Annotated in this window: 14 protein-coding genes; 4 read left to right on the top strand and 10 right to left on the bottom strand. The window is 46.8% G+C overall.

The genetic code is table 11. The features are described 5' to 3' along the window. Positions 1 to 85: 85 nt before the first annotated feature. Genes KOE27_RS17590 through tsaD form a run of 4 tightly spaced genes read right to left on the bottom strand, consistent with a single transcriptional unit; the run spans position 86 to position 5,406 of the window. Positions 86 to 1,402: an APC family permease gene (locus KOE27_RS17590; RefSeq protein WP_215240140.1), complete on the bottom strand. Its 1,317-nt coding sequence runs from the start codon at positions 1,400 to 1,402 to the stop codon at positions 86 to 88. Positions 1,403 to 1,454: 52 nt separating this feature from the next. Further along, on the bottom strand, positions 1,455 to 2,756 hold the full coding sequence (locus tag KOE27_RS17585) for an IPT/TIG domain-containing protein (protein ID WP_215240139.1): 1,302 nt from the start codon (positions 2,754 to 2,756) through the stop codon (positions 1,455 to 1,457). Further along, a complete protein-coding gene (locus tag KOE27_RS17580) occupies positions 2,753 to 4,384 on the bottom strand; it encodes a T9SS type A sorting domain-containing protein (protein WP_215240138.1) in 1,632 nt (543 codons plus the stop codon). The genes KOE27_RS17585 and KOE27_RS17580 overlap by 4 nt, the downstream gene beginning before the upstream one ends. A 23-nt stretch (positions 4,385 to 4,407) precedes the next feature. Further along, the gene (tsaD, locus tag KOE27_RS17575; protein WP_215240137.1) at positions 4,408 to 5,406 is read right to left on the bottom strand and encodes a tRNA (adenosine(37)-N6)-threonylcarbamoyltransferase complex transferase subunit TsaD; all 999 of its coding nucleotides are present in this window, start codon (positions 5,404 to 5,406) and stop codon (positions 4,408 to 4,410) included. A 106-nt stretch (positions 5,407 to 5,512) separates the two neighbouring features. On the opposite strand from tsaD, the gene KOE27_RS17570 reads away from it, so the two are divergent. Further along, positions 5,513 to 10,105, top strand: a complete 4,593-nt coding sequence (locus KOE27_RS17570) for a translocation/assembly module TamB domain-containing protein (RefSeq protein WP_215240136.1) — start codon at positions 5,513 to 5,515, stop codon at positions 10,103 to 10,105. On the opposite strand, the gene KOE27_RS17565 is transcribed toward KOE27_RS17570, so the two are convergent. Then, positions 10,102 to 10,623 carry an acyl-CoA thioesterase gene (locus KOE27_RS17565; protein ID WP_215240135.1) on the bottom strand — a complete coding sequence of 174 codons (522 nt, stop codon included), beginning with the start codon at positions 10,621 to 10,623 and terminating at the stop codon, positions 10,102 to 10,104. The genes KOE27_RS17570 and KOE27_RS17565 overlap by 4 nt on opposite strands. A gap of 58 nt (positions 10,624 to 10,681) precedes the next feature. Further along, entirely contained in the window at positions 10,682 to 11,074 is a 393-nt protein-coding gene (locus KOE27_RS17560; protein WP_215240134.1) for a hypothetical protein, read from the bottom strand. A 224-nt stretch (positions 11,075 to 11,298) separates the two neighbouring features. Between KOE27_RS17560 and KOE27_RS17555 the strand changes: the two genes are divergently transcribed. The 3 genes from KOE27_RS17555 (at position 11,299) to pafA (KOE27_RS17545) (ending at position 17,703) form a co-directional block, all read left to right on the top strand. Continuing rightward, positions 11,299 to 14,094 (top strand): M16 family metallopeptidase, encoded by a 2,796-nt coding sequence (locus KOE27_RS17555; RefSeq protein WP_229252816.1) that lies wholly within the window; start codon positions 11,299 to 11,301, stop codon positions 14,092 to 14,094. Positions 14,095 to 14,294: 200 nt separating this feature from the next. After that, entirely contained in the window at positions 14,295 to 15,974 is a 1,680-nt protein-coding gene (gene pafA / locus KOE27_RS17550; RefSeq protein ID WP_215240132.1) for an alkaline phosphatase PafA, read from the top strand. Between the two features lie 106 nt (positions 15,975 to 16,080). After that, a complete protein-coding gene (gene pafA / locus KOE27_RS17545) occupies positions 16,081 to 17,703 on the top strand; it encodes an alkaline phosphatase PafA (RefSeq protein WP_215241664.1) in 1,623 nt (540 codons plus the stop codon). 126 nt (positions 17,704 to 17,829) lie between these two features. Here the strand turns inward: pafA (KOE27_RS17545) and KOE27_RS17540 are convergent, their stop codons facing one another. The 4 genes from KOE27_RS17540 to KOE27_RS17525 all read right to left on the bottom strand — a co-directional run bounded on the left by KOE27_RS17540 (position 17,830) and on the right by KOE27_RS17525 (position 21,023). Continuing rightward, entirely contained in the window at positions 17,830 to 18,333 is a 504-nt protein-coding gene (locus KOE27_RS17540; RefSeq protein WP_215240131.1) for an RDD family protein, read from the bottom strand. Between the two features lie 60 nt (positions 18,334 to 18,393). Continuing rightward, positions 18,394 to 18,831, bottom strand: coding sequence for an NfeD family protein (locus tag KOE27_RS17535; RefSeq protein ID WP_215240130.1), 438 nt, complete (start codon positions 18,829 to 18,831; stop codon positions 18,394 to 18,396). Positions 18,832 to 18,833: 2 nt separating this feature from the next. Next, a complete protein-coding gene (locus KOE27_RS17530) occupies positions 18,834 to 19,745 on the bottom strand; it encodes an SPFH domain-containing protein (protein WP_215240129.1) in 912 nt (303 codons plus the stop codon). Positions 19,746 to 19,868: 123 nt separating this feature from the next. Further along, positions 19,869 to 21,023 (bottom strand): acyl-CoA dehydrogenase family protein, encoded by a 1,155-nt coding sequence (locus tag KOE27_RS17525; RefSeq protein ID WP_215240128.1) that lies wholly within the window; start codon positions 21,021 to 21,023, stop codon positions 19,869 to 19,871. Between the last annotated feature and the right edge of the window lie 91 nt (positions 21,024 to 21,114).

The raw sequence follows: 21,114 nt of genomic DNA, 5'->3' as shown, positions 1-21,114 counted from the left end.
GATGTAATAGGCTGTAAAGAAAATCATAAGGCCCAGTTTTATGAAATCCAAACGAAGAATTTATTCAGTTACCGTTTCTGAAATTCTAAAATTTTTCGCTGTTAGGAGCATCATCCGTTTTTGCCTGCGGAGGTTTCAGAAAATAGGAGATACCTGCCAGTAAAACAACCGCAAGGCCGGCAAAACTTTCCAGAGGTTTGTCAATTGCTATAAATCCCAGTACACAAATACTAAAAATAATGTAGGTCCATTGAAGCCAGGGGCGAAACGGGCTGGGATAATCACCGGGTTTTCTTTGGGAGCCCAGCAAGCTTGCAACAGCCAGCGTGCCCATCAGCTGGAGTACGAAGGAAGTATAAAGCAGTACCTGTTCCAATGTCCCGGAAAATAAAAGCAGACAGGTAATACCGATCTGTAACCATATCGCCCGGACCGGAATGTCCCGGCGATTCATATGGTCAAAATATTTCCAGAGAGGATAATCCCGAGCCATGCGCCGCGTGATACGGGAGCCAATCCACACATAAGAGCTCATGGTGGCAATTAGCTGTACAGAGATCCCGACACTGATCCATTTTATTCCATTGCTTCCGAAGAGATTGGAAAAGGAAATAACGGCTACATCGGCCTTGCCTTTCAGTTGTTCGGCGGAGGCAAATTTTAAGAATACCAGTTGCAGTAATATGTACGTCACGGTGACTGCCAGGGTAGCCGTCAGTAAAGCTTTGGGTAAATTTTTTCTGGGATCTTTGATTTCTGAAACAATGTAAGCGGCAGCGTTCCACCCCGTGTAGGCATAAGTAACATAAAGCAGCGAAACGGCAAAACCGGAGGTCAGGATTTCGGACCTGTAGCTATTGTCCAGCCGTATGGCGTTTCCCGGCAGAGAGGAAAAGTAAACGCCGCAAGCCAGGATCATAACAATAAAGAGTACTTTAATGGTCGTCGAAAAATTCTGAAAAATGCCGCTGTGTTTAAGGCTAAAGGAATGGATGAATCCGATCACCAGGATGATGGAAACGGTGAGGATACGGGGATGTGAAATGTGAAACGGGGCCAGATAGGCTTCCATGGCAATTCCCGCAATGGCAACTGGCGCAGAAAACCCCGCAACCATAGATACCAGGGCCGACAGGTAACCGAAAAACGGGTGAATACCTTTTGAAATGAAAACATAGTCGCCACCGTTTTCATTGGCATAGTGTGTCCCCAGTTCAGCAAAAGTAAAGGCACCGATGAGCGCCAGGATACCTCCAAGCGTCCAGAGCAAAATGATGGACCACGTATTTTGAATGCTATCCAGCTGAAAACCGAGGCTTGTGAAAACTCCCGTTCCAACCATATTGGAAACAACCAATGCGCAGGCAGTAAGCCAGCCGATTTTGTGTTGTGAATTCTGCATGATGAACGAAGTTTTTTACGCTGGTCCGTCTCCGAAGCCAGGCAGTAATGTTTTATTCTATTGTGATTTTCCGGATACGATTATTGTAAGAATCACTGATATAGAGGTTTCCGGCAGGGTCAAGTGTGCTGCCCTGTGGGTGATAAAATAAAGCATCCTGTCCTTTTCCTTCTGCATACCCCGATTTGCCCGGCTTACCTGCCAGGGTGGTTACTGTCCCGTCAGGGTAAATAAGCCTGACGCAGTGATTGTACAAGTCTGTGACATACATCATACCTAGCTTATCTACCTGGATATTACTGGGCTGGTCAAACTTAGCGGCATTGCCTTTCCCATCGGCGTACCCGTTTTGGGTAGGTTGTCCCGCAATTGTAGAAACCTGGCCCGCAGGGGTGATCAGCCGGATGCAGTGATTATGTTTGTCGGCAATGTACATGTTTCCGGCTTCGTCAAAGGTAAGATAAGCAGGCATTTTGAATTTGGCCTCTTTTAATGTACCGTCGGCATATCCCTCCGTACTGCCGGCATAGGTACTGACATTTCCATCCGGAGTGATTTTCCTGATCCGGGCATTCTCCGTATCACACACCCACAGGTTTCCTGATTGATCAAGTTTGACGCCGTATGGCGTTTTAAACTTTGCATGCTGCAGCGACCCATCCTCATAACCCGAACGCTGCGGGTTGCCCGTGTAGGTGGTCAGTGTACCATCGGTAGTCACTTTCCTGATCGCACTGTTGTAGGCATCTGCCACATAAATAACTCCATCGGGTGTGATGTCCATACCAATCGGAAATTTCATGAGCGCCTCATCCCCCTTGCCATCTTGAAATCCTGAATGAGGCGTACCCACGATGGTTGAAGTGGAGCCATCCAGAATGGTTTTCCGGATCATACAGTTGCCCAGATCAACAGTATAAATGTTTCCCTTGTCATAAAGAATGTTATAAATACCGCTAAACTTCACGGCCTGCGCTGGTCCATCGGCATATCCGCTTTCACCTCCGGAAAAATAGCTGACCGTCCCGGAATACAGGTATCTGAATTTTTCAGTCGTGGTAAAAGTTTCACCGTTTATTTTAAGCTCGAAATTTCCGTATCCCGACTTCCCCGGTACTTCTGCAGTAATGGCCTTGTCGGAGACGGAAATAATCCTGGCATCCATGCTGTTCAGTTTTACGGAAACTTTGGATACATCGGAGCCGAAGTTTTCACCTGAGAAGGTAACTACGGTCCCTTTTCCGCCGCTTGCCGGGCTGAAGGAAGCTAAACTCGGCTTGGAAATAATTTCTTCCGTCCCTTTTTCGGAGCATGCAACCAGAATAACCAGGAGGAGTATCAATCGGAATTTCATCTGCTGATCAGAATCTTTTTTGTGAAATGATGACGGGCGGTAATGGTCTGGATAATATAAATACCGGCTTGTAGACCGGATACATCCATTTCTGCATAACCGGTCACCTGCTGCGGCAGGTATGACAAAACCTGTCTTCCGGTGATATCATGGATGTATATGGCAGATATTTCGTTCAGGCCCGGTCCTTCGAGGAAGAGTTTGTCCGATGCCAGATTGGGATACACTTTGAAGGCCCGAGACTCAGGATCTGTTCCCGTGATGATTTCCTGAGGAAACGTTATTTCCCATATCTGGCCACGTTCTTCCAGTATATAGATTTTATTGCCGTTAATTTCCGAGTCAGTAGGTTCCTGGAAACCCTCGGCGATCTGAAAGGCATGAAGTTCATAGTTATCACCGGCAAGGTTCTTTTTTAAATCGAGCATCAGCAGATCTTGCCCGGTCTCTTCCAACGGCCCGTATCCGTCGTAGCCTTTCTGGTAACTCAGCATAAACCCTTTGCCGGTGTACATGCCTTTAAGAGCGTTTTTTGTATCAAATGATAATCCAACGGGCGATCGATGTCCGGAAAACGTCGTGATGCCGGTACCTGTATCACTGGCGTCTTTTACGATGCCCGTGACAGGGTCGCGAAATTTATCTGCGTCCGGCCCCAGGTTCACCACTGGCGTCCGGTAAACAAGGCCGGCCGGTTTTTTTGGATACGCCGGGTCGTCATAAAATGCTTTGGTTTTGTAACCGGTATACTGGTGATTGAGCAATTTGTCGGCTTCGGGGTCGTATCCCGCAAACTGCATCGGATTATCGTTCCCGCCTATTTCCCATGGGAAACCATAGTGTGCTCCCGGCCTGATCCAGTTCATTTCCTCAGGGTCATCCCGTTCACCGGAATTTTCCACACTGAAAAGATCACCATTGGCGGCAACCGCAAGGCCAAATGCATTCCGGACGCCTCTGACAAAAATGTAGGGAGCCAGTGAAGCGGAGTCGTTGGGAAGGAACAATTTTTCGGTACCGGCGGGTAATTTATAAATGGCACTGGTTAACGCCACTTCCCGGAGATTGGGGTACAGGCCTTCGTTATTCTTGACCTCTCCATGATCGGTTCGTGAACCGCTTGAGATGTAAATATCTTTTCCGTCGGCGGAGAAACAAATGGCACTGAACGAATGGTCGAACAGTGTTTTAGATGATGCGTGTGCCTCGGTACGGAATATTTCAACCCATAAAAACGGAAGGCCGGGTCGGATCTGAGCTTTTACTGCCTTTCCATATCCGGAAACCCCCTGTTGGATGACCACATTACCAGCCAGGTAAATCCAGCCATCCCGGATGGCCAGCCCCTGCAGATAATTGATACCATGATCCTCAACCCCCGAGACTCTGCTGTTCTGAAACGTCCCGTCCGCATTTTTAACGAGGTGATGTAAGCCTCCGCTTAAATCAATGGTGTAAAAGGAATCGTTTGTCGGGCTGTATCTTAGCCTCACTTGCAGGTCGGTATTTTCTATCTTGTGTACGGCACGGATTTTCAGGTCACTTTTCAGCACATGGGCGGACTGTGCTTTAAGATCCGGGCAGATAAGCAACCCTGTTACCAGAAAAAAAGGATATAAATGTTTCACAAAATCTTTAAGAAAGAATTATTTCAAAATGCCATTCTCGCCATCGGACTGACCGTCTGATCACAAAAATCATTGTTAACGTATTTATAATATCCGGCTATCGCAATCATGGCCGCATTGTCGGTACAGTATTCAAAATGAGGTATATATATGTTCCAATTCAACTTTTCCCCTAGCCCGGACAATGCCTGGCGAAGCCCTGAATTCGCAGAAACACCGCCTGCTATGGCAATTTCTGTGATACCGGTTTCCCTGGCCGCTTTTTTTAGTTTTTTGAGCAATATATCAATGAGGGTGTATTGAACACTGGCACAGATATCGTGCAGGTTGTCGCGAATAAAATCCGGGTTTTCACGAACTTGTTTTTGCAGAAAATATAAAATAGAGGTTTTAATACCACTGAATGAAAAATCGAGGCCGGGCATTTCCGGCAGCGGAAAAAGGAAGGCAGCAGAATTTCCCAGTTTGGCATATTTGTCAATCAAAGGCCCGCCAGGGTAGGGCAGGTCTAATAATTTGGCTGTTTTGTCAAAAGCTTCTCCTACGGCATCATCCTTTGTTTCTCCGATGATCTCCATTTCCAGAGGGCCTGTTACCTTTACGATCTGCGTATGCCCTCCGCTTACGGTAAGGCACAAAAACGGAAACGAGGGTTTGGGGTCATCGATAAAATGTGCCAGAACATGGGCCTGCATATGATTTACCTCGATCAGCGGGATATTCAAAGCCAACGCCATGGCTTTGGCAAAAGAAGTTCCGACCAACAATGCCCCTAATAATCCCGGTCCTTTGGTAAAAGCGATAGCATCCAGGTCATTTTTTGTTACTTTTGCATCTTTCAAAGCCTTGTCCACCACCGGGAGAATATGTTGCTGGTGTGCCCGGGAAGCTAGTTCGGGTACCACGCCGCCATATTGTGAATGAATGAGTTGCGTGGCTATAACATTGGAAGCAATCTTTCCGTTAGTAAAAATGGCAGCCGAAGTTTCGTCACAGGACGATTCAATAGCTAGAATATTCATAAGGTTTTGAGAATTATTTTGCAAAAGTAAGCATTTAATACTTGGTGTCTGTTCCCATAACGCAGGCACGGAGTGTTATTTACCAAGCCTTACCCAGAGAAGGGATATGATAGGAGTACTGAAGGCGATCATCAACGGTCTTGTAGTGGTATTAATCTTTGCGCTGCTTGCGCTGGGGATTTGTACCATAGCACTTCAGTTTCCGTCCGTACAAACCAGTGTGGTACAAATGGTTACCACAAGCATCTCCGAAAAGTTAAAATACCCGGTAAGTATAGAGCGCGTCAACATCAAATGGTTTGATGTGGTATCTCTTGAGGGCGTGGCGGTGAAAGATACCAACCAGAAGAATATGATTGATGTGGGACGGATTGATGTAAACCTCAATCTGAATAACATCATAGAAAACGCCGCCAAAGAGATCCATCTGGATGAAGTGAATATATACCAGCCAACCGTGCATCTGGTTGTTGTTCCTGAGGCAGGGATGCTCAATATGGATGGCTTTATAGAACGAATTGGTGAACTTACAGCTCCTGCTGTGCCCAGGCCGCCAAATGTCCCTGAAAATAACACTCCTTTTACCATTGGCCGGTCAAAAGTAATTGACGGTACTTTTACTTATGACGATCCGCGGGAGGGAAAAAGAACAGGCAGCCGGACGTTTGATTACTATCATTTCAGGCTGAACCACATCCATGGTGATCTGAAAGACTTTCTTGTACAGGGGGATACTATTTCTTTTGTCGCCAGAAACCTGCGCACGGTGGATCACCAGACGGGCCTGCAGATGCACGAGCTCAGCACCCGATTCCTGTTCAGTCAGAAAAAGATGGAGCTTAAAGAACTGGACGCCCACATAGGCAAGTCGCATCTGAAAGACCAAATCGTTTTCCTGTATCAGCGGTCGGGTGAGCTGGGTGATTTCAACCATAAAGTATTTATAAAAGGGCATTTGAAAGATAGCCAGATCAGTTCCACCGACCTGGGGCTTTTCTCTACCTACGTGGATGCCCTGCATGAAAACTGGAAAGTATCGGGTGATTTTAACGGGAAAGTAGATGATTTTGTACTTTCCAATACGGACCTGCACTTTGGAAAGGGGAGCAGGATCATCGGAAGTCTGGGTTTTAAAGGCCTTCCCAAGCTGGAAGGGGTGTGGATGGACCTGCAGCTTTCATTATCCAAAATCCAGCCTGAAGATATTGTTCAGTATTATCCCGAATGGGACATGCATCCGACGCTGGATAAATTTGGAGTAACGCTTCTGGATGGATCTTTCAAAGGTACCCTGGAGGATTTTGCGGTTAAGGCAGACGTTTCCTCGGCCCTGGGCCAGCTTGCCTGTGATCTGATGTTCCATGTTTCGGGCAATGAGTTTACTACATACGCGGGTAAGATAAGTTCTGCTGACTTTGAACTGGGAAAATTGCTGGACGATGAGGAAACCTATCAGAGGATTGATATGGACGGGACGATCAGCGGAAAAGGTCTGGAAGTTAAATATGCCTCCACCAATCTGGACGCAGTGGTAAGCAGGATAGGCTTTAAGGATTACAATTACAGGAATATCAAACTGAAAGGGAATCTTCAGAACCAGTATTTTAATGGGGAGGTCAGTGCGAGGGACAGCAATCTGGTTCTGAGCCTGGACGGGGAATTTGATCTTTCGAAAGCAAGAAATTCCTTTGATGTGAACGGTGTAATTCAAAGGGCGAACCTCCGGGAACTGGGACTGGTGAAAGACAGTATTACACTGAAAACGGATCTGGATATCAAGCTTTCCGGAAATAGCGTGGATGATCTTACGGGAAATGCGAAGCTGTTGAATACTTTTTTGCTGCATTCCCGCAAAGACCGTAATCTGGTCGTGGATACGCTGATCCTTTCCTCGGTGATTAGGGAAGACCGAAGGTCCGTTCTTCTGGCGAGTGAATTCTTAACCGCGAAACTGGAAGGAGATTTTTTGCCCACTCAGGCCTGGAAAGATATCAGCCGGGTGATGCAGGAATACAAGCTCTATTTCTTTGAAAATGAAAACAGCCGTGCTGCCTATTATGCCAAAAAACCGTTGGAGCAACTGACCAGCCGGTATCAGATTGATTATGAAGTAGAAGGACGGAACCTGCCAAGGTTCTTTGCTTTTTTGAGCCCCGACTTATACTTGTCCAGAGGAGCAAGAGTGGAGGGTACATTCAAGATAGATAATACCGCCTTTCTTACCTTAAACATGACGGCGGATACCGCCCGGTACGGCAAAAATGAATTCCAGCATTCGGAGGTGGATATTACTACTTCAAAGTTTGTAAACAATGCAGAGGTACTGGCTTCTGCTCTTGTAACTTCGGAAAAACAGCAGATCAGCGTATTGGTCCCGACCGAAAAACTAGAACTTGAGGGTACCTGGGATGAGGATCATATTGATTTTAACGGAGGGATCAGGCAGGTGAGCAGTACCAATAAGGCGAATTTGAAAGGAGAAATAAGATTTCAGCAGGAGGGCCTTGACATCAGTTTTAAAGATTCAAAATTGAACCTGCTGGAAGAAGAATGGAATGTACCGGATAACAGCCTCATATCCATTGCCGGAACCGAAGTAACCCTAAGGAACCTGGGGCTTGTCAGCGGGAAGCAACGGATTGCGCTCAATGGATTGATTTCGAGCGACCCCGATAAAAGCCTGAACCTTGAGATCAGAAATTTCAGACTTAACTCCATTAATCCTGTTTTTAACATCAAACTGGCAGGGATCATGGACGGCTCGGCCAAAATCCGTGATATTTATAAAAGTACCGGGCTGGATGTCAGTTTTAATGTCGAAAGCCTGGGGTACGATAAGTACGAGTTCGGTAACTTTTCGGGTTCGGGGGATTGGGACCAGGTGACTGGAGCCCTGGAAGTGGATGCGCATCTGGATAAAAATCTGAGCCGTGTTTTCAACCTTACAGGATCTTACAGGCCCACGTTGCCGACCAATACCCTCAATATGAAAGCGGTCTTTAATCAGATCGATTTCAAGTCACTTGAACCTTTTACGCAGGGATTGGTATCGGACATCTCCGGCCGTGCCCAGGGAACTGTGACCATCAAAGGGGTAGTCAATGCTCCGGTACTGGAAGGTTCCCTGATGGTGGAAAAAGGGCGGATGAAATTTGATTATCTGCAATCGGTATTTACTTTCAGTGATAAAATTAACTTTAGCGAGAGTGAAATTTCGGTGAATAATATCCTTTTGACGGATACAGATGGCAATACGGCCACCGTACGTGGCGGGGTTTTTCACGATGGCTTCAAGTTATTCTCTTTGGGTTTTAATGCAGATCTGCGGAGTTTCAAAATTCTCAATACCACCGCACAGGATAATGACATGTTTTATGGAACGGCCTTCGTTACAGGCCCGGTGAGTGTGTATGGCCCTATCGACAACCTCAATATTGAAGCCAATGCAACCAGCAATAAGGGAACTAAAATATTCATTCCGCTGGATGGCGCAACGGAGGTAGCAACCCAGGACTATATCCAGTTTGTGAGCCAGCTACCCAAAGAGGATACTTCCAAAACAGGGGAAAAGAGACGTCAGGAAACGTTGGCAGGAGGGATAAAAATGGATTTTAATTTTAACCTTACCCCTGATGCAACCTGCGAAATTATTTTTGACAGGCAGACGGGAGATATTATCAGAGGGGTAGGAAGCGGGAGGATCAACATGAACATCGATACCCAGGGAGATTTCACCATGGCCGGTACCTATGAGATTGAAAAGGGGGATTATAATTTTACACTTCAGAATGTCATTAACAAAAAATTCACCATTAAGCGTGGAAGCAGGATCGTATGGTCGGGTGATCCTTATGGTGCCCAGCTGGATGTGAAGGCCGGTTATACTCAGTCTGTTTCCCTGCTGGGAGTATTGAATAATCAGGGTACAGGTACCACAACCAATGATGTACTGTCCCGCAGATATCCCGTAGAAGTCACCATTGGTCTTTCAGACAAACTTATGTCTCCCCAGATCAAGTATGATCTAAAGATACTCGACAACCCTACGCTGAGCTCCAACAATTATCAGGGATACCTTGAGGCATTTCAGAATAAGCTGAAAACGGATGAGCAGGAACTAAGCCGCCAGGTAACAAGCCTGCTGGTTATGAACCAGCTCTTGCCGGAAAGCAGTCTGGCCAGCCAGGCCACCGGGCAAAGCTTTCTGGGGAACAGTATAAGCGAACTGGTATCCAACCAGATCAGTCGCTGGGCTTCCGAGATCAATGAAAATCTGGAGGTAGGGGTTTCAGGATTGTCGCTGGACCAGAATGCTCTTAACAATCTTCAGCTGCGCTTTTCTTACCGGTTTTTGAATGACCGTTTCCGGGTAACACGCGACGGCAGGATCAGCAATGGTACCGTCGGCGGAGCCACGCAGTATGATGCGGCCAGCATACTGGGTGAGTGGACCCTGGAATACTGGCTTAACAGGACTGGCTCCGTCAGGGTGAAGGCATACAACCGGAACATCCAGAATAACTTTCTCCTCAACGGCTCCTTCACCACGGGCGGGGTGAGCATGCAGTTCACACACAGCTTCAACAGGTTTGTACCCATGACGAAACCGGGTGTAAGAATACCGTTTGTTCCGGTGGATACTACCCGCCAGGATACCGCAGCGGGAAAGCTGATTTCCACTAAAATAATACCCGATTAAACTTCCGTAGCAAGAGATTGTTTAATGGCATGAATACGGCTGTTGAACTCAAGCGAAGGAAAATCCAGTCCGGGTACACAGGTGGCTTCCAGGTAATCCATCACTTCCTTCGGGTGAGGCGTACGTTTGCCATCCGTAATGCTGATGTGCTTGGATGTGGTCCAGAGCACTGTTTTCAATTGGGTACGATGGTCGTTCGTCATGAAATATTCAGTCACCATGGTATCCTCATTGAAATAGATCACCCGAGAGGTGATCCTGACCCATTCACTGATCAGGGCCGGACGCACGTAGGCGATCTGATGCTGATACACCACCCAGCTGGTACGCAATTCCCGGAACATGGCTTCGTAGCTGAAACCGTATAATTTGGAAACCTGGTCTTCGCGGGCGTTAAAAAAGTATTCAAAGTATTTGGAGTTGTTCAGGTGCATGAGCGGGTCACAATCCTGAAAGCGTATAATCACTCTGGACTCCGCCTCTATCGGCATATTTGCCAGGTCAGCTGTAAATAACATTTTAGGTTGGTAATTGATTTGGAATGACAAAGTTAAACCTTCCGGCCGGATTTGTTTGTTATTCTCCGCGATACCGCACCGCAAGGCCCGACAGCATATATCCTTCCTTGCTGACCGACGTATAGTACTTATATTTTACATTTACCAGCGCATCAGCTCCTATTTTTTGTGCTTTTAGCACCAGTTTGGCCATCAGCAGCTCTTTGGTTTTGGCATCATTTCCGCGCATCATCATCCGGTTATCGCGGGTCTGATCGCTTGTAAGGGTGTCTTCACTGCCGATTTCCACCATACCTATCTCAGAGTAGGGACGTTCAACCGGCTGGCCTTCATACATGATGTCGATGGGATACTTGGTGTTCGTAGAAATGGGAATCCCGCTGGAACACCCTGCAAGTAACAGAAGTGAAAGCCCGATAGCCACTTGGATAAGTTTTGTGTTTGCAGACATTGTTGTAAGAATTCCTAAATATGATAACTTTTCAAGATACGAAACGGTAGCCGTACGCAGACAATACCATGATACAGGACGTAAATGTTGCAAGAAAATGTTGAAAGTGGTAGATATACCCGAAATCTTGCGATTCATTTGCCGTTTATCACGAAAATGATTGACTTATGCCTATCCTTACGTTATTTTCATAAATTATATTTTATCAACTAATGCAATCAGGCATGATCAGCAAAAAAATTGGCTCAAAGGCACTGGGTATAGTGCTTATTTCTGCAATGCTGTCCAATTCTCTTACCGCCCAGGATTTGCCCAGGGGAGTGAAGAAGATTACCTCCGTGGAAGGAATTACAGAATACAATCTTGAAAACGGGTTAAAAGTATTGCTGTTTCCGGATCCCTCCAAACCCACTGTCACTGTTAACATCACTTACAACGTAGGGTCCCGGCATGAGGGTTACGGTGAAGCTGGTATGGCGCATTTACTGGAGCATCTTGTTTTTAAGGGAACGCCCAAGCATCCGAATGTACCACAGGAACTGACAGAACATGGTGCCAGGCCCAACGGTACCACCTGGTATGACCGCACCAACTATTACGAAACATTTTCGTCCTCGGAGGAGAATCTGAAATGGGCGCTGGACCTGGAAGCGGACAGGATGGTAAATTCCTTCATCGCCAAGAAGGACCTGGATACGGAGTTCAGTGTGGTGCGTAATGAATTTGAATCCGGCGAGAACAACCCATTCAGAGTACTGATGCAGCGGGTTGCGGATGCGGCATACTCATGGCACAATTACGGAAAATCGACGATCGGCAACCGATCAGATATTGAGAAGTATCCGATTGAAAACATCCAGGCTTTTTACAAAAAATATTACCAGCCAGACAATGCCGTGCTGATGGTGGCAGGTAAATTCGATGAAAGTAAAACGCTAGGCATGATCAGCGAATACTTTGGTAAAATTCCAAAACCGACAAGGATATTACCTGCTACTTATACCCAGGAGCCGGTTCAGGATGGAGAAAGAACAGTGACTGTAAGGCGCACAGGAGATGTACAGATGGTGATGGCTGCCTATCATATTGCACCAGGTTCCCATGCAGACTATCCGCCGACGGAAGTACTAAATGAATATCTGACAGCAGAGCCTTACGGTAAGCTATACAAAAATTTGGTCGAGAAGAAAAAAGCCACCTCTGTTTTTAACCTTACCTTTCAGCTTCATGACCCGGGATATGCCATTTTGGGTATGGAAGTATTGAAGGAGAAGTCGGTGGAGGAGGCAAAAGCGGATTTTCTGGCTACCCTCGATTCGGCAGCCAAAGTGAAACCTTCTGCCGAGGATGTGGAAAGAGCTAAAACCGCTCTCCTGAAAAACTGGGACCTGACTTTCCGTAATTCTGAAAGGGTAGGGCTGGGCATCAGTGAGTTTATTGCTGTGGGTGACTGGCGGCTGGCTTATTTATTTAGGGATCAGATCAGGAAAGTTACGGCGGATGACGTTTTCAGGATTGCACAGTTGTATCTAAAACCCTCCAACCGAACCGTTGGGGTATTTATTCCCGAGGCCAACTCGTCCCGAACCGAAGTGCCCGAAGCGCCGGATGTTGCCGCTCTGGTAAAAGACTATAAAGGAGAGGCTCAGGTAGACCAGGGCGAAGCCTTTGATCCGTCGCCGGCTAATATTGATACCCGTACGGTGCGTGTAGAGAAACCGAACACCATTGAACTGGCCCTGTTACCAAAGAAAACACGTGGTAATGTGGTGGTAGGCCGGATTACCCTGCGTTATGGCGATGAGAAAAGTCTGATGAACAAAGGAGCAGTTCCGGCACTGACTGTATCGCTGCTGAACAAGGGTACCAAAACCAAAACTAACCAGCAGGTGAAGGATGAATTCGACAAACTGAATGCCCGTGTGGGTTTCAGCGGTGGCCCAAACCAGGTGATCGTAACCATAGAAACAACCAAAGCTAACCTGCCCGCTGTTATCAAACTGGTTACCGAAATATTAAAAGAGCCACGCCTGGATGCCGGAGAGTTTGAGAAAATTAAGGAAGAAGAAATCGCCGGTATAGAGTCGCAGAGGAGTGATCCCCAGGCTATTGCTTTTACGCAATACCAGCGGGCGGTTACACCGTTTCCAAAGGGTGATCCCAGGTACGTAGGTACTTTTGACGAAGACATTGCGGAGATAAAAGCAGCCACCATTGACCAGGTGAAACAGTTTTATAAAGATTTTTACGGGGCCAGTAATGCAACTGCGTCAATCGTGGGAGATTTTGACAAAGATGAAATTCAGAAACTTTTAACGAGCGGATTGGGAAGCTGGAAAAGTGCTAAACCTTTTAAAAGACTGGTGTCGCCTTTCGTTGCTGCAAAGCCCGAGAACACATCCATTGAAGCGCCGGACAAGGCCAATGCCTTTTTTGTAGCCGGTTTTCCTATGCCGTTGCAGGATACCGATCCGGACTATCCGGCTTTGATACTGGGTAATTATATGCTTGGCCAAGGGGTACTCAATTCCCGCTTATCCACCAGGATACGTCAGAAGGATGGTCTGAGTTATGGTGTATATTCACAATTATCCGCCAGCCCGCTGGATAAAAATGGGTCTTTTATGGCATACGCCATCTACGCACCGCAGAATGTAGAAAAGCTGGAACAGGCGTTTAAAGAGGAAGTGGAAAGAGCGGTTAAAGATGGATTTACAGCGGAAGAAATCAAAGCTGCCAAGTCCGGCTATCTCCAGTCGCGTCCGGTAGGCAGAGCGCAGGATGCGTCTCTTTCGGCCACGTTGAACAACAATCTTTACCTGGACCGTACCATGAACTGGGACGCGGATTTTGAGAAGAAAATCGAATCTCTCACACCTGAACAAATTAAGGCCGCTTTTAATAAATACATCGACTATAACAAGCTGGTGATCGTTAAGGCAGGAGACTTTGCCAAGGCTAAAAAAGGTGCAGCAGAAGCAACACCACCGGCGGCGGTGGGGGGCAGCGGTAAAAAGTAAATAAAGCCGTCAGGATATTAAACAGGAGGCCGGAACTTAATAAGTCCGGCTTTTTGCATTTTAAACCATGGTACATCTTTACATTTGTAGCGTATTGTAGGGAGGCGATGATTAATTTTTCGTTATAATCATTCCGCAAATACCCGTCGGGGGGCTATTACTTCCTATATTGATTTTTATTATCTCATGTCAATAAAAAAATGAAAGCACCACGCTCATTATTCTGGCACTTTGCACTGGCCTTTTTCTTATTGGAGGCTGGGCAGGAGGCTTTTAGCCAGGCCGCAAAAAAAACTGTTCCGCAATCTTCAGCCTTGGCTCGTCCCAAACTTGTTGTAGGTATTGTGGTGGATCAGATGCGTTATGATTATCTGTACCGATATTACGATAAGTACAAAGAAGGAGGCTTAAAACGGCTTATGAATGAGGGGTTCAATTGCCGGAACAATCACTATCACTACGCCCTGACCGTTACGGCTGCCGGTCATTCCGCAGTTTATACGGGGTCGTTGCCGGCAATCAATGGTATTGTTGGGAATGACTGGTATGATAAGGCAAAAGGCCAGAACGTTTATTGTACCGATGATCATTCGGTGGCTACGGTGGGCAGCTCCAATGTGTCGGTCGGTAAAATGTCACCCAGGAATCTCCTGGTCACTACCGTAACCGACCAGTTGCGTATCGCCACCAATTTTCGATCCAAAACCATCGGGGTAGCCATTAAGGATCGTGCGTCAATCCTTCCGGCGGGTCATGCTGCCAGCGGGGCTTACTGGTTTGATTCCAAAACCGGAAACTTCGTGACCAGTACCTACTATATGCAGGATCTTCCGCAATGGGTGAAGGATTATAACGCCAAAAAAATGCCCGCCGCCTATTTGACCAAAGGCTGGAACCTGCTGCTGCCTCTTGACAAATATACCCAAAGTACTAAGGACGATGAACCCTGGGAGGCTAAGCTGCCGGGTGTACAAAAGCCTGTTTTTCCATACGAACTGGCTGGGACGTCCGGTGACGCTTATGGCGTGGTGACATCAACACCCTGGGGAAATACCATGACGAAGGATATGGCCATTGCGGCTATCAAAGGGGAAAATCTGGGAAAAGGTGGGGACACTGATTTTCTGGCTGTAAGTTTCTCTACCCCTGACCGTATCGGCCACGCTTTTGGCCCTAACTCTGTGGAGCAGGAGGATAACTATCTGAAACTGGATATGGAATTCGCTGATTTTTTTAGTTTCCTGGATACCTGGGCCGGCAACGGAAATTATACGGTATTCCTCACTGCCGACCATGGCGCAATGGACGTACCGGCGTTCTGGCAGGAGCACCATCTTCCGGCAGGTCTGATGCACCCTACCACATTGACCAGAACCATTGTGAAGGCCATAAACGATGCATATGGAGAAGGGGAATATGTACTCTCGTTTGAAAACTACCAGTTGTATCTTAATAATAAGTTGCTGGCAGAGAAGAAAATAAAGGTTGAGGATGTTTATAACGTCGTGAAAGAAGCGCTTGTGCCGGTTCAGGGCGTAGCAGATGTGATTAATCTGAAGGATATGGGACGCGCTCCTTTGAATACCTATCAGCTCGAAATGTTTAAGAATAATATCAATGCCAAAAGGAGCGGAGATATCCAGATCATCGTGCAGCCGGGCTGGTTTGCTTCTAGTTATGACACAGGTACCGACCATGGTACGCCTTATAATTATGATACCCACGTACCTTTCATACTATATGGATGGGGTGTAAACAAAGGCGAAACCCTGAGGAGAACAACCATTGCCGATATTGCTCCGACTATCTCGGCCCTGCTGCACATTCTGCCGCCCAGCGGAAATGTTGGTAATCCTGTGCCGGAAGCATTGAAGAAGTAAGCAGTCAAAAGCAGGCAGCCATAGGTAACGAAAAGAAAGAGTTAAAATAAATTGTAAATCAAATTCCTGAACAGTGAGAAAAATTTCATTATGGATTTTGGGTGTGATGGCCGCGGGGGCAGTTGCCGCACAGGCGCCCAAAAAAGTTGTTTCCAAGTCAACGGCACTTGCCCGTCCGAAACTGGTGGTTGGTATTGTGGTAGACCAGATGCGCTTCGATTATCTCTACAGATATTACGATCAGTATACCGAAGGTGGTTTTAAGAGAATGATGAACGAGGGCTTTAACTGCCGGAACAATCATTACAGTTATGCCATTACCGTCACCGCGGCGGGGCATGCCTCTGCTTATACGGGCTCCATTCCGGCGATTAACGGGATTGTGGGGAATGAATGGTATGATGTGGCCAAGGGTCAGGGTGTCTATTGCGTGGAGGATACCACGGTTAAAACGGTGGGTAGCAGTAACGTCAGTGCAGGAAAAGCCTCTCCTCGGAATCTTCTGACGAGTACCGTTACAGATCAGCTCAGGATTGCAACCAATTTCCGGTCTAAAACGATCGGAATTTCGATTAAAGACAGAGGATCAATCCTTCCTGCGGGACACACCGCAAACGGATCGTACTGGTTTGATTCCAATACGGGAAACTGGGTTACCAGTACCTATTACATGGAGGAACTGCCGCAATGGGTGAAAGATTATAATGCAAAAAAAATGCCCTCTGCCTATCTGAGAAAAGGATGGCAATTGCTTCTTCCGGCCAGTGAATACAAGCAAAGCTCACCCGACGACGTGCCTTGGGAGGGGAAATTGCCGGGAGCGAAGAAACCCGTTTTTCCTTACGAACTGGCGGGCCTGGCCGGAGATGCTTTTGGAGTAGTAACCAATACTCCGTGGGGTAATACCATTACAAAAGAACTTGCAATAGAAGCCGTTAAAGGGGAAAATCTGGGCAGAAACGGAGAGACAGATTTTCTGGCCATCAGTTTTTCTACACCCGATAAAATCGGACACAGTGCCGGCCCCAATTCTGTAGAACAGCAGGATGATTTCCTTCGCCTGGATCGTGAGTTTTCAGAATTGTTTAGCTTTCTGGACGGATGGGTTGGCAAAGGTGAATACACTGTTTTTCTAACGGCTGATCATGGCGTGGTAGACGTACCTGGTTTTGCCATGGAACATAAGCTGGCGGCTGGTCTGGCTAACAGAGGTAATTTTACCAAAATCCTGAACAAGAGCCTGGAAGAGTCTTTCGGGAAGGAAAAGTTTGTGATTGCCTATGAAAATAATCAGTTGTATCTGGATCACAAATTGCTGAGAAGCAAAAAGATAACCATCGCTCAGGTTACGGAAGTAATCAGGGAAGCACTGCTGCGGGAGCCCGGCATTGCAGACGTTGTGGACCTATCGAATATGGGTACTTCGCCTTTGAACACTTACCAGCTTGAGCTGATCAAAAACAATGTGAATGCGAAGCGGAGTGGAGATATACAGATACTTACACAGCCCGGCTGGCTTTATGGTGGCAGTACGGGTACTTCGCATGGTACGCCCTATAACTACGATACCCAGGTACCTTTTGTTCTTTTCGGATGGGGGGTTAACAAAGGAGAAACATTGAAGAGAACTTCCGTTTCGGATATTGCTCCCACCATTTCTGCCTTGCTGCACATTCTTCCTCCAAGCGGGAACATCGGAACACCGGTGATAGAAGCATTGAAGAAATAATAGCCTTCTGATCTTTCAGTAACAGGTGAATGGCGGCTTAAAACGCTGCCGTTCACCTGTTTTTGTTTTGGAAGATACTGGCCTGAACTCAAGGTATTCAATACGGGATAACCGTTCTGGTGTGTTTTATTCGGGGAGGAATATGCTTTCAGGCAATGATTTGTCATCCACCACCATCGTGTCGGCCCATTTGTCGTGCCATCCCTGAGGATTTTCCCTGAAAAAACTGAATATATCAAGAGGGACAATCCGTGAAAAACTTCGGATCAAAAATTGTTTGGCAGTTGGCTTTCTGCCATCGGTCCCGATCACCCTGGTTTTTGTCAGCATTTTACCCAGCGTTTTACCCGAAGTGATATACTCAAATGCGAAAAAATATAGCATGAGCAGTATACTTGAAATGATCCTGTCCAGGAAGGAGTTTTCGGACTCAAATAAGTTTAAAATATTTTCCGCGAGTTCCGGATCAATGGAATAGGTAATGGCAGAGACTACTGACATTGTCATTACCAGCAGAATCAGGAAAAGGATGTAATCAACAATACAATTAATAATTCTTTTGCCAATGGTTGTGGGAGAAAGGTTGAACCGATACAGATCCGCTTCATCCAGAAGGTTTTCCTGCTGCATACATTTAGAGGTTGGTTATTACAGGAAAAGATGTAACCACTAGAACCTACTGAAATTATTTCAGGATTCCTCCACAACCAGTACAATGCCTTCGGTTTTGACAATGACAACCTTACTTCCGGCACTGATCGGCGTTTGGTCAGAAGAAGTGGCTTTCCACTCCGCTCCGCGGTAATAGATCTTTCCTTCATGGGATGCCGGAATGTCCTTAACCACCATGGCGGTTTCACCCACAAATTCATTATACTCATGATGTTTGCCTCGATTTCCCAGAAGCCTGCGGGCATGTTTGCGCAGTGCGATCATGGAAATAAGCGAGATGGCGGAAAATGACAATATCTGCATTTCAATTCCCTGAAGAATACCCAAGCTCGCCAGCAACGCTGTGGCCAGTGCACCCACCGAGAAAAATACAAAAACCAATAGTACGCTTACTAATTCTATAACGAGCATGATCAGCCCAATGATGAGCCAGATCTGCGGCAGGGATAAGTCCATTTTTATTTCTTTTGTTCTGATTTTACAACAGTCAGGGCAGTGGCGATTAATGAACCCATATCCGCCAGATTTGCCGGCAGGATGAGTGTATTACCCGCTTTTGCCAGTTTGCCAAACTGTTCAACATAATTTTCAGCCACTTTCAGCTGCACCGCTTCGGAACCGCCGTCCTGCTGTATAGCCGCTGCCACCAACCTGATGCTTTCGGCCGTAGCCTCCGCCACTGAACGAAGTGCTGCGGCTTCGCCTTCTGCTTCATTGATCTGCCGGAGGCGTAGACCTTCCGACTCCAGTACTACTTTTTGCTTTTGACCTTCTGCTACATTAATGGCAGCTTGTTTTTCACCATCCGACTGCAAAATCACGGCACGCCTTTCCCGTTCTGCCTGCATCTGCTTTTCCATTGCAATCAGCACGCTTTGTGGCGGCGTAATATTTTTGATCTCGTAACGTAGAACTTTAACCCCCCAGCCTATAGCAGCTTCATCAATACTTTCCACCACCGCACGGTTGATGGTCATCCGCTCTTCAAAAGTCTTGTCGAGATCCAGTTTCCCTATTTCGCTCCGCATTGTGGTCTGCGCCAGCTGTATCACCGCAAAAGTATAGTCGGATATGCCATACGCAGCTTTTTTTGGATCAATCACCTGAATGAAAATGACGCCGTCCATGCGGACCTGCACATTATCTCTTGTGATACAAATTTGTTCGGGTATGTCAATGGCAGCTTCTTTGAGATTGTACTTATATGCCACACGATCAAAAAAGGGAATGATGAAATTAATCCCTGGCTGAAGGACAGCATAAAACTTCCCTAGCCGTTCCATTACATAGGCACGTTGCTGCGGAACGACTTTAACAGTCATCAGGATGGTTAGTATCACCAGAACGAGAAGTACTAAAAGAGGGGTCATGGTTAGTCAGGAAATGGTTGATTACGAAAATACTGATATCTTGGAAAGGTTCCTACTCTTCTTTGACTAACGTACCAGACGGTTGCTCACCGGTAGTTGCAGGGTATGGATGGCAGGATAGCGTCAGCAGCGAAGAATTTCTTTGGAAATCACCAGTTTCTGAATCTCACTGGTTCCTTCGCCAATGGTGCAAAGCTTACTGTCGCGATAAAATTTTTCCACCGGATAATCTTTGGTGAAACCATATCCTCCGAAAATCTGAACCGCTTCGCCTGCCACCCGGACGGCCGTTTCGGATGCATGGTATTTGGCAACCGAACTGGCGAGCGTAACCTTTTCACCCCGGTCTTTACGTTCGGCAGCATGGAAAGTAAGCAAGGTAGAAGCCTGGATATCGGTATACATATCTGCCAGTTTGAAAGCGATTGCCTGAAAACTGGAGATCGCCTTCCCAAATTGCTCGCGCTGCCTGGCATATGCCAGCGCAGCTTCGTATGCACCTATAGCGGTACCCAGGCTCAGAGCGGCAATGGATATCCTGCCGCCGTCCAGTACTTTCAGGGCCTGTATAAAGCCGTCGCCTATTTCCCCAAGGCGTTGAGCATCAGGAATGGTACATTCCTCAAAGATCAGTTCAACGGTCTCGGAGGCCCTCATTCCCAGTTTGTCTTCCTTTCGGCCTGCGGAAAATCCCCTGGTTCCCATTTCGACAATAAACGCGGTAGCGCCGTGTTTGTTACCCGGCTCTCCTGTTCGTGCAATTACGACCGTTACGTTACCGCTTTTGCCGTTGGTAATAAAGTTTTTAGAACCGTTGATCACCCAGTTTTCTCCCTCTTTTCGGGCTGTGGTTCGCATATTCCCTGCATCCGAACCTGTGTTGGGTTCTGTTAATCCCCATGCACCGATCCACTGACCACTGGCAAGCCTTGGCAGATACCTTTTTTTTTGTTCATCGCTACCGAACAGGCATATATGGTTGGTGCATAGCGAATTATGGGCTGCCATGGAGAGGCCGATGGAGGGATCGGATTTTGAAAGTTCAATGATGGCGGTTACGTACTCCTGATAACCCAGTCCTGCACCACCATACGATTCAGGTACAAGCATACCCATTAATCCCAGTTCTCCAAGCTCATGGAATATCTCTACCGGGAAAATCTGTTTTTCATCCCATTCCCTTACATTCGGGGTTATTTTTTTTGCTGTAAAATCATGGATGGATGCTTTGATAAGCAGGCAGATTTCGTCACGTTCATCCTTCGTTGCGTGTGTCATAGCTGGTTTTAGTTTCTGTAAATCAGTTGTTTTATTCAATAATAAAAAGAAAAAGACATATTTCCAGAGCCGTTGACGAACAAAATTGAAA

Source organism: Dyadobacter sp. CECT 9275, from assembly GCF_907164905.1.
Taxonomy (GTDB): domain Bacteria; phylum Bacteroidota; class Bacteroidia; order Cytophagales; family Spirosomataceae; genus Dyadobacter; species Dyadobacter helix.
This window is presented reverse-complemented; position numbering and strand designations above follow the sequence as displayed.